A 13,114-nucleotide genomic window follows, 5' to 3' on the forward strand; every position below is an offset into this window, starting at 1 on the left:
GAGCGGTGGAAGGCTTTCCATCAGGCGTGCCGATGGAATCACCCGTGCCCAATTGAATGAAGGAATCCATTTAGCCTGTCCAGTATTTGAGTGGTTTCCTTATGCTTATTCAGGAGCACGTCAAGGCCGCGCTCTGTGAGTGAGTCTGGAAGGCTCCTCATTTCCGACTCAAGTACTCTTCGCACCTTGTCCAGCCCGTTCCGTGCCTGTTTTAGGTCGGAAATATGATCGAACGGAGTGCCGTCTGGCTTCCTGGCGACCACTTCGCCATTCGCCTCCCGGCGAGCAGCATCGTAGTGGTTGTGATTGGGCTGCGAGTTGATATCGCCAACTGGGTCTCGCTTAATGTTTTCAAGTTTGTCAATCGCCTTTTGGGCTGAGTCGCTCAATCCCAACTCGCGGCAAGGCGAGAGTCCCAATGGGTCGAACCATGTATGAGGGTTGTGGACGTATGCAGCGGGGTTCGGCCCCGGAATCAAGCCCAGTGGGTCAGCGGACAGGTAACGGGCGGTCTCTGGGTCGTAGTGGCGGAAATAATTGTAGTGGAGGCCAGTTTCTGGATCGAAATACTGGCCAGGGAAGCGGAGTGGGATGTACGTCGTGCTCGTGGTTGCCCACGTCGTCGTTCCCCAGAGTGTGCTGCGCGTGTGCCAAGCAAGGGCGCCCGACTCGTCGATGAGCTCACTCGGGGTTCCAACCAGGTCGGTGACGATCGAGAAGAAGCGCTCATCGATGGCCTGCTGCGGGGCGTCCGCCGTGAGGATGCGTTCTGTCTGGGCGAGAGGACGCAGACCGTCGTAGTCCCAGGTCAGCGTAACCGTGTTTGGCAATGTCACGCCCTCGGAGGTCTGTTCGCAGAGGGTTGCGCCGTCCCAACTGAAGAAGACATGCTCCAGCACGGACTGGCCGTCATTGGCGAGGCGTTGCTTTGCGATGCGTCGGCCCAATGCGTCGTAGAGATAGCGCCAAATCGCGCCGTCCGGGGCAATTACCGAGGCGAGTCGGTCTTCCGCGTCCCATTGGTATCGCCAGGTGTCCGGCTTGCGTGAAAGGCGGATCTTTTGGCGCAGAACGATCCGGCCTTGCGCATCGTGTTCGTAGCGGACGTCTCCGGCGCGGGTGATGCGGGTGCCCGTGTAGGCGCGCGCACCTGTTGCCTCCTGGCTCGGATGCGAAGCAGGCCACGATGCCTCTGTCTGGTTGCCCGCCGCATCGTACGAGTACCGCTCCGTCCAGTTCGCCGCGTGGACGGCCGTGACCCGTCCGGTCACATCGAGGTCGAAGCTTTTAGGCCCCGAGAGCTGGTCGTCGATGCCGACCAGGTGGCCGTCCGCCCGATAGGTGTAGGAGCGGCGCTGAAGTTCGCGTCCATGGCCGATGACGTGCTGATCAACCAGTCGGCCCGTGGCGTCGAACGCGTGACGAAGCGTGACAGACTCGCCGATGAAGCGAGCCAACTCCCTGCCTGCAGCGTCGTGTTCGAAGGTAAGTGTGCGACCCGAAGTCGTGATCTGAGTGCGGTTGCCCGCCGCATCGTACGTCCATGAACTGATGGCCCCGCTCGGTGTCGTCCTGGCTGTTCGGCGGCCAACGGCATCGTAGTTGAACGTGAGCTTGCGACCGTTCACCGTCTCTGACTTCAGGCGTCCGAACCGGTCACGCAGCCGGACCAGTGTCGCGTCCGGACCGCTGGCCGACGCGAGTTCGTCGAAGATGTCATACTCGAAGCTTGTCACGGCGCCCTCCGCATCCTTGCGGAGTACCTGGCCGAGTTCGTTGTGTTCGAACCGTACAGTCTGGCCGAGCCCGTTCGTCTGGGAGGTCAAGCGGCTCGCTTTGTCGTACGTGTAAGTGAGCCTGCGACTGTCGAAGTCGGTCTCCGATATGAGGCGGCCAGCTGCGTCGTATTCGTAGTCCCAGGTCAGCCCCTGCGGACTCGTTACTCGGGTCAGCCGGAGACTAGAGTCGTGGCTGAACCTGTATCGCACGCCGTCGGGCCCGATGTGGCCCACCATCAGGTCGAAGTCCGCGTACTCGAAAGTGGAGATCCCGCCCACAGCATCGGTATGTGAAAGACAATTGCCTTCACCGTCATAGGCCCAGGATTGCTCACTGCCGTCCGGCTCGATGCGCCGGCTGATCTTGCCCTCCAAGGTCCACTCAATGCGGGTGATCCCGCCGAGGGGATCGGTGACGGTCACTGGTCGGCCGAAGGCGTCGCGTTCGTACCGGGTGGTCGCACCCAGCGAGTCGGTGACTTCGACTGGGAGCCCCGCCCTGTCGCGCCGCACGACACTGCTGTGGCCAAGCGCGTCCGTCACCGACGTGAGGTGTCCTGCCTCGTCGTACGAGAATTGCGTCGTAGCACCCGCAACATCGGTGACCGACGTGCAGTTGCCACGCTCGTCGTACGTCTGGCGCGTGACCGTCCCGTCTGCGCCCTGAACGCGTACCGGCAGTCCAAGCTCGTTGTAATCGGCGTTCAGCGCCCGTCCGTCCGGGCGAACCACCGTAATCAGGCGGCCCGACTCGTCGTACGTGGAACGGCTGATGTGGCCGAGCGGGTTGGTCACCGACAGCACCCGGTTGTAGCGGTCGCGCTCGAAGCGCGTCACTGCCCCTGTCGCGTCGATCTCGGCGACGATCTGAGCCCGGTCGTTGATGAGGAAGCGCTCGGTGTGACCGAGCCCGTCAGTAACCGAGGTGATGCGGAGGCCGCTGCTAGGGTCGGTGTCGTCCCAGGTGAAGCGGGATTCGAGGTGCCCGTTGGCCCCGGACTGGGCGGTGCAGCGGTCGCGGTCGTCGTAGACGTAGTCGAAGTGGCTGCCGTTCGTGTCGGTCCAGGACGTGATGCGGCCGTGCCCGTCGTAGCCGAAGCGCAGTGGGCAGCCGGAGGAGTTGGTGACCTCGGTCAAATGGCCGTCGGCGTAGCCGTAGCGCAGGATTTCTTGGTCGGTGCCGTCGGTAGCCGCCGAAGCCAGGTGGAGGGCCGTGATGCGGCCATCGTCGGTGGTGAGCTTCAGGTGGTAGCCGCCGTGGTGCACGATCGCGACCGGGGCGTCGGTCTCGTCGTACTCGAAGGTGATCCAGCGGCCGTTGCGGTCGTCTACCTGGACGAGCAGGGCAAGTTCAGCGCTTCGTGTGGCGAAGTGCCAGACCTGGCCGGTGTCGGGGTCCGTGACCGTGTAGTCCCCGGCGGTGTCGCAGTCCAGGGGCCAGCGGCGGCCGTGCGTGGGCATGACCGGGACACCGGGCGCCGGGTGCGGATACGCCAGCATGCTGCCGTCCTCACAGATGAAGACCACACCCTCGGAGTCGATCTCCAGACGCTGATCCGCCGTGCTCGCCCAGGTCGGGCCGAACCAGCCGCCGGCGCGGTACGAGGATTCGAAGGTGCGCTGGAACAGCAGCGGAAGCGAGGCGGGCAGGGCGATGTCTGTCTGCGGAAGGACCATCCGGCCTGTCGCGACGTCGACCGGGTCCTTCTTGCAGGTCTTCTCGGTGCACTTTCGACCGGTGTCGTCGGGGTCCTTGTCGTGACCGTGGCGGCCCTTGCCCTTCGGGTGTTCGGCAAGGTCCTTTGCGCCGGAGCGCAGCAGCCCCTTGAGGCCCCCCGTGCCTTTGGTGCCGAGGAGTTCGGGGACGAGGCGGCCCAAGAACTCGGCCGGGTCGCCCTTCGCCGCGTCCCACGCGTTCTTCAGCGCACGGTCCGGGTTGGCCACGGTGGACGCCAGCCCGGCGAGCGTCATGTTGAGGCCCTTCCAGTACTCGGCCGGGTGGGTCAGGTTGTACGCGTCGATCGGGTTGACCGAGCGGACGAAGTTGACCACTCCCGCCGTGCCCTTGACGATTCCGCCACCGAAATGGGCCAGTTCGATGCTCTGGCCCAGGGCGTAGTCCAACCCCTCGAGCTTGAGCTTCTCGCGGCCGGTGGGTTCCTTCGGGGCGTGGGCCATCGCGGCCGTGACCGCCTTCTTGGCGATCTCCGCGGCTTCGTTGCGGTGGCTGCGCGCATCTTTGAGGATCTCCTGTGCGCGCTCCCGCTTGGCCGTGCCGGGGTCGGAGAATTCACCGGGCTTGGGCAGCGGGTTGTCGCCATTGCGGGCGGCGTTGTACGCGTCGACCTTCTTGTTGTACGCGTCCACCGCCGTCTTGGAGGACTCGTCGCCCTCCTTGTACAGGGCGATCGCTTCCTTCGCCTTGCCCTGCGCACTGGTGATCGACTTGGAGTACGTCTCCAGCGCCTTCGCGGCATCATCAAACGCGTCCGTGGCGTGAAGCCAGTCGGTGGGCAGCGTCTGGAACTTCTTGCGGAACGCCTCGGCCGCCTCTCCCTTCCACTGGCTGGAGTCGAGCCTCTTCATCCCTGCGCCGACCAGGCCGAACGCCATCTGGAAGTCCCGCAGGTTCTTCACCGTCTCGGCGATTTTCCCGGGGTTGCCGTGGATCAGCTCATTCGCTTCCTCGGTCTGGCCGAGCTGCTGCTCACCGACTTCCGCGCCGAGGCTTGAGGCGGTCTCGTCGCCCCAGTCCTCGACGGCATCAGCCCACTCATGCGCGCCGACCTTGTCCAGGCCGTCGCCGACCTGGTCCGTTGCCCAGTCGACGCCCTCGCCGACCTTCTCCTTGGCCTTGTCGACCCCCTTGTCGACAAGATCGATGCCCTTGTCGACCCATCCTCCCCAGTCCGGCATCAGCGGTGCTCCCCCCACCGCGGCTGTTCAGCCTGATCGATCGTCGCTTGATCCGGATCGAACGTCTCGCGCAGCTGCTCGTCCATCTTCTCGCGCACCTTCGGGTCGATGATTCCCGAGCGCTCCATCGAGTCCATCTGCGCGTCCATGACGTCGTATCCGGTGTTCTTCCAGGTCTGGTTGACCTCTTTCTGGGCGTCGGAGAAGGACTTGGCGCTCCAGTCCGCTCCGTCGAGCGGCGTCTGGGTGCTGATCTTGTCCCAGCTCATGCCCTTGACCTCGTCCTCGCTCAAGTGCGGGTTTCCGTTGACGGAGTTCACCCCGATCTTGATCGAGTCCTTGACGTACTGCTCCTGCTCGGCGATCGCACCGGCCGACAGACCCACACCCTGCGCAAAGCCGTTCCCTCGGTTGGTCAGCGCCCGAACGCCCCACTCCCAGCGGTCACAGAACGTCTGGAACTCCGCCGCCAGTCCGCCGTGCCCCAACTCCAGTCCCGACAGGGCCAGATCCGAGAAGCCCCGCCCGGTCGACGCCTCGCCGATCATGCCGAGCTCCTTCAACTCGGCATGAGCCAAGTTGATGCCCATCGCAATGGCGGCCAAGGCCACTGGCGGCGCCGCAAGATCAGGATCGCTTCCGGTCATTCCGTCCCCCCGAGATCAACCGCCACCGCGTCCGGCACGATGCCCTGGACTGGCGGGAACAACATGCCTTCGTCGCTGCCGGCGTCGAGCGCCACGCCTGCGGGTCCCGGCAGCATCGGCACCATCACGTCCAGCAGGCGCGCGCCCAGGATCGTCTGATACGTCCACTCGCGGTCGGCGTCGCCCTGTGCCCGTGCGAACCGTGCCAGCGCCTCCTCGTCCGAGAACGCGCAGATCCACCGGACTCCGCCCTGGTCGGCCGTCCACAGGCTGCCGTACGCGTCGAACGGCACAAGTACCGCCGTGCGCCGGAATTCCCCCAGCAACACCGCAAACTCACGGCGAGCTGCGGCGAGTTGTTCGTCCGCAGAGGTCTCAGGTGCTGCCTTCGCAGGCCCCGCAGCCGCCGCCACTGGAATCGTCGTTGAGTCAGCCAGATCAGCCAGCCGCGAACGCCGCTCCGGCTCAGACATGCCGCCCCCGTCATTGGTCACACGCGCCATGCTGACACGATCCGATTCTCACAAGCAACGCCGTTAAGTGGTCATTTGGGAACGTATCCGCGCACTCAATGAAGCTCCGGCGGCTGTACTTTCTCCACCGAGCCGCCGTCCTTCTCCCCGGCCGGGTCGTGCGCGCACGGCACCGTGCTGCCCCCCTTGAACCTCTGCGTCTTCGCTCTCCAGCTGAACGCGAGCCTTTCCTCTCCGCCGTCCTCCGCGTCCCGCTTCGCCCTCAGCCACCAATCCCCGCCGGACGCGAGCTCCCGGTACTCCGTGATGTCCCAGCCCGTCTCCCTCAGATGGTCATGCAGCCGCCGGAGGCCCGGCACCGCCTCCCGCTCCGGCACCTGGCCCAGTTCCCAGTTGTGCGACAGCCGGTACGCGCCGGCCACCGGCTCGTCGGCCATGCCCTCCAAGCCACCCGGGTAGCAGTCAGCCGTGGAGAAGGAGTTCTCCGTGCCCACCCCCGGCTCCACCACTCCCGGCGGCACGGCACGGTCGAAGCCCAGCACCTCGTACGCCTCTTGAGACAGACGCGCCGCCCGGTCGCCCATGGCCTCGGGAGTGGCGCGGGGGTAGTCCTCCGGCGTCGCCTGCTCCACCTGGTACGTGACGAACAGGCCGGCAATGAGAAGCACCGGCGTCACAATCGCCGCGATGAGGATCCACCAGGCCACGCCCAGCGCCCTGCGGACAACCGGCATGGCCGGGGATTCGGTGAGGTCGGACAGTTCGTTCATGGGGCCTGACGCTATGCACCGGCCGAGAGCCGCGCATGCGTGCTGATCCCCACGAGCCCTGGGCGCAGGTACTCAGGGCGCAGGCCGGTTCGGTGCCCCGGGGCGGCCTGTCAGCCTGCGCTCGTATGCTCGATCCATGACGGATCACCAGCACGGACGGCCCGGACGCCCCACCGAGAACGCCATGCGCCGCGCCCTCAGGCGAGCCAGGGACGGGGTGGCGCTGGACGTCGCCGAGGCTGCCGTGCTGTTGCAGGCCCGCGGGGACGACCTCGTCGATCTGTGTGCCTCTGCCGCGCGTGTGCGGGACGCCGGGCTGGAGGCCGCGGGCCGTCCCGGGGTCATCACGTACTCGAAGAGCGTGTTCATTCCGCTCACCCGGCTGTGCCGCGACAAGTGCCACTACTGCACCTTCGCGACGGTGCCGGGGAAGCTGCGCCGGGCCGGGCACGGGATGTTCATGTCGCCCGACGAGGTCCTGGACATCGCCCGGCGCGGGGCCGAACTGGGCTGCAAGGAAGCGCTGATCACCCTCGGGGACAAGCCCGAGGACCGCTGGCCCGAGGCGCGGGAGTGGCTGGAGGCCGAGGGGTACGACGACACCATCGCGTACGTACGGGCCATGGCGATCCGCATCCTGGAGGAGACCGGGCTGCTGCCGCATCTCAACCCGGGCGTCATGACCTGGACGGACTTCCAGCGGCTGAAGCCCGTGGCGCCGAGCATGGGCATGATGCTGGAGACTACGGCGACGCGGCTGTGGAGCGAGCCGGGCGGGCCTCACTACGGGTCGCCCGACAAGGAGCCCGCCGTCCGGCTGCGGGTGCTGGAGGATGCCGGACGCAGTTCCGTGCCGTTCACGAGCGGGCTGTTGATCGGGATCGGCGAGACGTACGAGGAGCGCGCCGACTCGCTGTTCGCGCTGCGGCGCGTCGCCCGTGCGTATCACGGCATCCAGGAACTGATCATGCAGAACTTCCGCGCCAAGCCGGACACGGCGATGCGCGGGATGCCGGACGCGGAGCTGGACGAGCTGGTCGCGACCGTCGCCGTGGCCCGGCACATCATGGGGCCCTCCGCCTGTCTCCAGGCGCCGCCCAACCTGGTGGCGGGCGAGTATGCGCGGCTCATCGAGGCGGGCATCGACGACTGGGGCGGGGTCTCGCCGCTGACGCCGGACCATGTGAACCCCGAGCGGCCCTGGCCGCAGATCGACGAACTGGCCGAGCGTTCGGCGGCGGCGGGCTTCCGGCTCGAAGAACGCCTGTGCGTCTACCCGGAGTTCGTGCAGCGCGGCGAGCCCTGGCTCGACCCGAGGCTGCTGCCGCACGTGCGCGCGCTCGCCGATCCGGAGACCGGGCTGGCGAACCCGGACGCCCCCGTCGTGGGGCACGCGTGGCAGGAGCCCGACGAAGGCTTCACCTCCACCGGGCGCACCGATCTGCACCGGACGATCGACACCGAAGGCCGGACCGCCGACCGGCGCGACGACTTCGACGAGGTGTACGGGGACTGGGAGGCGCTGCGCGAGGCGGCCGTGCCCGGCATGGTGCCCTCCCGCATCGATGCCGACGTCAAGACGGCCCTCAAGCAGGCCGCCGACGATCCGACCCGGCTCACCGACGACGAAGCCCTCGCCCTCCTGCACGCCGACGGGCCCGCGCTGGACGCACTGACGGGCATCGCCGACGAACTCCGCAGATCCGTCGTCGGCGACGACGTCACGTACATCGTCACGCGGAACATCAACTTCACCAACGTCTGCTACACAGGCTGCCGCTTCTGCGCCTTCGCCCAGCGGCGTACCGACGCCGACGCCTACACGCTCTCTCTTGACCAGGTCGCCGACCGCGCCGAGCAGGCCTGGGAGGTCGGCGCCGTCGAGGTGTGCATGCAGGGCGGCATCCACCCCGACCTGCCGGGCACGGCGTACTTCGACATCGCCCGGGCGGTGAAGGCCAGAGTTCCCGGCATGCATGTGCATGCCTTCTCGCCGATGGAGGTCGTCAACGGCGCGACCCGCACCGGGATGTCGATCCGGGAATGGCTCACCGCCGCCAAGGAAGCCGGGCTCGACTCGATCCCCGGGACCGCCGCGGAGATCCTGGACGACGAGGTCCGCTGGATCCTCACCAAGGGCAAGCTGCCCACCGCCACCTGGATCGAGGTCGTCACCACGGCGCATGAGCTGGGCATCCGGTCCTCATCGACCATGATGTACGGGCATGTGGACCAGCCCCGGCACTGGCTCGGGCATCTGCGCACCCTCGCCCGTATCCAGCAGGCTGCGTTGGATTCTGGGCGGCAAGGCTTCACGGAGTTCGTGACGCTGCCCTTCATCCACACCAACGCGCCCGTCTACCTCGCGGGGATCGCGCGGCCGGGCCCGACCGCGCGCGACAACCGCGCCGTCACCGCCATGGCCCGGCTGCTGCTCCACCCCCACATCACCAACATCCAGACCAGCTGGGTGAAGCTCGGTGCCGAGGGCGCGGCCGAGATGCTCCGCTCCGGGGCCAACGACCTCGGCGGCACGCTGATGGAGGAGACCATCTCCCGTATGGCGGGCTCCAGTTACGGCTCGTACCGCTCCATCAAGGACCTCGTCGCCATCGCCGAGGCGGCAGGGCGGCCGGCGAAGCCGCGTACGACGCTGTACGGCGAGGTGGCGGACGAGCGCATGCGGGCCGCGACCGCGTCCGACGGACATCTGCCCGAGCTGCTGCCGGTGCTCGACCAGGGCTGAGAGACTGGGCCCATGGCGCAGCGAGCTGGGGCGAGACCGTCGATGCAGGAGCTGATCAGGCGACGCAGGCGCGCCGGGTTCGTCGGCAGACGCGGCGAACTGGCCCTGTTTCGCGAGAACTTCGATGTCCCGGTCGAGGACGAGCGGCACCGTTTCGTCTTCCACATCCACGGCAACGCGGGCGTCGGCAAGACCTCGCTCGTGCGCGAGCTGGAGCACACCGCGCGGGAGCGTCAGGCGCTGACCGCCACGCTCGACGAGTCGGTCAACAGCGTGCCGGAGGCGATGGCGGCGATCGGCGCCCAGTTCGCGCAGCAGGGGAGTCCCCTGAAGGCGCTGGACCGGATGCTGGCGACCTACCGGCAGCGACGCTACGAAGCGGAGTCGGCCACACCCGAGCCGGAGCCGGCTCCGGGCGGGGCGCCGCCGCCTCCGTCCGCCGGCTCGATGGTGGCTGCGCAGGCCGGACTGGTCGGCCTCGGTCTGCTGCCGGGCGTCGGGGCGCTGGCGGGCGGGGTGGAACCCGCGCAGATAGCCCAGGGCGCGGACCGCCTCAAGGCGTTGCTCAGCGCCCGCTTCCGCAATCAGGAGGACGTCCAGCTGGTGATGGACCCGCTGCGGATCCTCACCCCGGTTCTGATCGCCGAACTGGAGCGTGTCGCTTCCGACAGCCCCTGGATCGTCCTCTTCTTCGACACCTACGAACGCACCGGCACGTTCCTTGACGGCTGGCTGCGTGATCTGATCACCACCGAGCGATACGGCACCCTGCCCGCCAACGTCGTCGTCACCCTCGCCGGCCAGGGCAGCCTCGACCCCGGCTGCTGGGCCGATTACGCGGACATCGTCACCGATCTGCCGCTGGAGCCCTTCACGGAGTCGGAGGCACGCCAACTCCTCGCCGCGAAAGGCGTGATGGACGAGGACGTCGTACGGGACGTGCTGCGGATCTCCGGCCGGCTGCCGGTGCTGGTCTCCACGCTCGCCGAGAATCCGGGCACCGGGGACGATCCGAGCGCCACCGCGGTGGAGCGGTTCCTGAAGTGGGAGCCTGACCCGGCGCGCAAGGCCGCCGCACAGCTGTGTGCGCTGCCGCGCAGGGTCGACGAGGACATCCTGCGCGCGGTGGTGGAACCGGGCCCGGGGCAGTCGGACGGGTCTGCGGACGGAGTGTTCACATGGCTGTGCGCGCTGCCCTTCGTGAGCATGCGGCAGGGTCGCGCCCAGTATCACGACGTCGTACGCGGTCCCATGCTGCGGCTCCAGCGCGGCAGTTCGCCGCGCCGCTGGAGCGCCGCGCACACCCGGCTGGCCCAGACGTTCGCCGACAGGCGGGAGGCGGCGACAGAGGGCGTGGCGCCGGATGAACTGTGGGCACAGGAGAGCTGGCGGGGGCCACGCCTGGAGGAGTGGTACCACCGGCTGTGCGCACAGCCGCGCACCGCGATGCCCGGGATGCTGCGAGACGGCGTGGAGGCGTGCGAGCAGGGCGGGGCGACGGCCCGGCGCTGGGCCCGGGTGCTGGCCGAGGCGGGGGAGGACGCCGACGACGAGGAGGTGCGCAGGTGGGGCCGGGACGTGCTGGCCGCGCTGGAGGACGAGCAGCGCGGGGACACCGCGCTGCTCGGTCTGCTGCTGACGCGCGCCGGATTCGGCCCGGCGGATCAGGTGGCGGCCCTGGTCGTACGAGCCATGCTGCATCGCTTCGCCGAGCAGTACCGCAGCGCGAGTTCCGACTACGAGCGGGCGCTCACCCTCGACCCTGCCTGCGCCCGGGCGTACTACGGGCGGGCGATGGTGCTCCAGGCGGCGGCGGGGGACACGGCAGGTGCGCTGGAAGACCTGAACCGCGCGGACACCCACTCCCCCGACACCGGGTGGATCCTGCAGGAACGCGGCGAGGTCCATCGGCAGCTCGGTCACCACGAGGAGGCGATCGCCGACTGCGACCGCGTCCTCGCGATGGAACCCGACGACGAGCGGGCGCTCGCCACCCGCGGCCACGCCAGGCATCTGCTGGACCGGAGCAGGGAGGCGCTGGCGGACCTCGACCGGGCGATCGAGCTGGACCAGGAGTATCTGTGGGCACTGATCCGGCGCTCGGAGGTACGGCAGGCACTCGGTGACGACGCCGGGGCCGTCGCCGACCTGGACCGGGCCCTGGAGGTCGACCCGGAATCGGCATGGGCGGTGGGCGAACGCGGCGATGTCCACAGGCAGGCCGGCCGCTTCGAGGAGGCGATCGAGGATCTGGACCAGGCACTGCGCATCGACCCGGAGTACGCCTGGGCGCTGGGCAGCCGGGCCGCGGCCCGGGCGGCTCTCGGCCACGTCGACCAGGCGCTGGCGGACTACACCCGGGCCCTCGAGATCGACCCCGACTACAGCTGGGCGCTGGTGAAGCGGGCCGGCATCCACCATCGGCTGGGGGACCTGGAGGCGCAGTTCGCGGATCTGGACAGGGCGGTCGGCCAGGGTGAGGGCACCTCGTTCGCGCTGACCGAGCGGGGGGACGCGCACCACCGTGCGGGGCGGTACGAGGAGGCGCTCGCCGATCTGGACCGGGCCATCGCACAGAGACCGGAGTACGGGTGGGCCATCGGCTTGCGTGGCCAGGTGCTGCTGGCCGCCAAGCGGCTGCCGGAGGCCCTGACGGATCTTGAACGGGCCGCCGAATTACTGCCGAAGACTGCCTGGGTGCTGGCCGAGCGTGAGGACGCCTACGACGAATTGCGGGGGACCGACGAGCTGCGGGCCCGCTGCGAGGAGGCGGTGGAGAACACCTCCGAGGCGGGGGCTTGGATCCGGCGTGCTTCCGCCCGCACGTCCGCGCGGCGCTACGACGAGGCGCTGGCGGACTGGACCAGGACTCTGGAGCTGGACCCGGAACACGGCTGGGCACGGGTCCGCAGAGCGTGGGTCCGGGGGCGGCTCGGCGACCAGGAGGGATGGTTCGCCGATCTGGACCGGCTCGTCGCCACCGAGAAGAACCGCGGCTGGGCGCTGGCCCAGCGGGCGCGTTCCCTGACATCGAGGGGTCTGCTGCGGCGGGCGCTGGCCGACCTGGACCAGTGTGCGGCCATGGGTTACTTCCCCGCCTGGACACAGGGGCGTCGCGCGGTTGTCTGTCTCTACCTGGACCGACCGGCCGCGGCGATGGAGGCGCTCGACTCCCTGCTCCCCGGAGACCGGGACAGCGAGCTGCCGCTCGTCGCCGAGACGCTGCGGCGCCTGGGCCGTTTCGAGGAGGCGCGGGAGACGGCCGAGCGGCTGCGGACGCTTGACGCGGAGGAGGGGCTCTTCCACCTGGCGATGGCGGCGAGCCGGATGGCGGGCACACAGCAGGCGGAGGGGCTGTGGCGAGAACTCGAAGAGCAGTACACCGACCGTGCCCCGCAGGCGCCCGTCGCGTGGGACCTGTGTGAACGGCTCGTCCTGTCCTGTGCGTTGGGGCAGTGGGGCGAGACCGGGCGGTTGCTGGAGCGGGTCCACGCGGAGCGGCCTGTGTGGGGAGAGCTCGCCGATCTGAAGGACACCCTGGCCGAATTCGCCCAATGCCCGGGCGCGGACACGGACCGGCTGGCGGAACTGCTGGCCGGGGTCAGGACGGCACGGGACGCCCTGGCCGGTGCGGGCGAAGGCTGAGTCGTACGAGCCCTCGGCGCCCGCGGTGACTCCGGCTGCAGGGCCGCCGCCGGGAACCCGCACTGAACGCTGCTCAAAACCGGCTCGAGGGACCAGGCCCTGTCCGGCCGATCTTGCCGGGCCCGGCCTGATCGACCGG

Annotated in this window: 6 protein-coding genes; 2 read left to right on the forward strand and 4 right to left on the reverse strand. The window is 68.5% G+C overall.

The window, feature by feature from the left end; genetic code table 11:
- Positions 1-38 precede the first annotated feature (38 nt).
- From OOK40_RS34670 to OOK40_RS34685, 4 genes are all read right to left on the reverse strand, one after another.
- The gene (locus tag OOK40_RS34670) at positions 39-4,694 is read right to left on the reverse strand and encodes a putative T7SS-secreted protein (protein ID WP_266489651.1); all 4,656 of its coding nucleotides are present in this window, start codon (positions 4,692-4,694) and stop codon (positions 39-41) included.
- Positions 4,694-5,341: a hypothetical protein gene (locus OOK40_RS34675; protein ID WP_266489653.1), complete on the reverse strand. Its 648-nt coding sequence runs from the start codon at positions 5,339-5,341 to the stop codon at positions 4,694-4,696. Before OOK40_RS34675 ends, OOK40_RS34670 begins: the two co-directional genes overlap by 1 nt.
- Positions 5,338-5,844, reverse strand: coding sequence for an SseB family protein (locus OOK40_RS34680; RefSeq protein WP_266489656.1), 507 nt, complete (start codon positions 5,842-5,844; stop codon positions 5,338-5,340). Before OOK40_RS34680 ends, OOK40_RS34675 begins: the two co-directional genes overlap by 4 nt.
- Before the next feature lie 65 nt (positions 5,845-5,909).
- Positions 5,910-6,584 (reverse strand): hypothetical protein, encoded by a 675-nt coding sequence (locus OOK40_RS34685; protein ID WP_266489658.1) that lies wholly within the window; start codon positions 6,582-6,584, stop codon positions 5,910-5,912.
- A 136-nt stretch (positions 6,585-6,720) separates the two neighbouring features.
- Here OOK40_RS34685 and OOK40_RS34690 point away from each other — a divergent pair, with 136 nt between their 5' ends.
- Together OOK40_RS34690 and OOK40_RS35390 are read left to right on the forward strand one after the other, a co-directional pair.
- Positions 6,721-9,330, forward strand: coding sequence for a bifunctional FO biosynthesis protein CofGH (locus OOK40_RS34690; RefSeq protein WP_266489660.1), 2,610 nt, complete (start codon positions 6,721-6,723; stop codon positions 9,328-9,330).
- 12 nt (positions 9,331-9,342) lie between these two features.
- A complete protein-coding gene (locus tag OOK40_RS35390; RefSeq protein ID WP_323136146.1) occupies positions 9,343-12,975 on the forward strand; it encodes a tetratricopeptide repeat protein in 3,633 nt (1,210 codons plus the stop codon).
- Positions 12,976-13,114 lie beyond the last annotated feature (139 nt).

It is taken from the genome of Streptomyces sp. NBC_01481, assembly GCF_026339995.1.
Classification (GTDB): Bacteria; Actinomycetota; Actinomycetes; order Streptomycetales; family Streptomycetaceae; genus Streptomyces.

What these genes read in the sequence shown, in the direction of transcription:
- OOK40_RS34675 (WP_266489653.1), bottom strand. Translation starts at nt 5,341, where the DNA reads ATGACCGGAAGCGATCCTGATCTTGCGGCGCCGCCAGTGGCCTTGGCC.
- OOK40_RS34670 (WP_266489651.1), bottom strand. Translation starts at nt 4,694, where the DNA reads ATGCCGGACTGGGGAGGATGGGTCGACAAGGGCATCGATCTTGTCGAC.
- OOK40_RS34690 (WP_266489660.1), top strand. Translation starts at nt 6,721, where the DNA reads ATGACGGATCACCAGCACGGACGGCCCGGACGCCCCACCGAGAACGCC.
- OOK40_RS34685 (WP_266489658.1), bottom strand. Translation starts at nt 6,584, where the DNA reads ATGAACGAACTGTCCGACCTCACCGAATCCCCGGCCATGCCGGTTGTC.
- OOK40_RS35390 (WP_323136146.1), top strand. Translation starts at nt 9,343, where the DNA reads ATGGCGCAGCGAGCTGGGGCGAGACCGTCGATGCAGGAGCTGATCAGG.
- OOK40_RS34680 (WP_266489656.1), bottom strand. Translation starts at nt 5,844, where the DNA reads ATGGCGCGTGTGACCAATGACGGGGGCGGCATGTCTGAGCCGGAGCGG.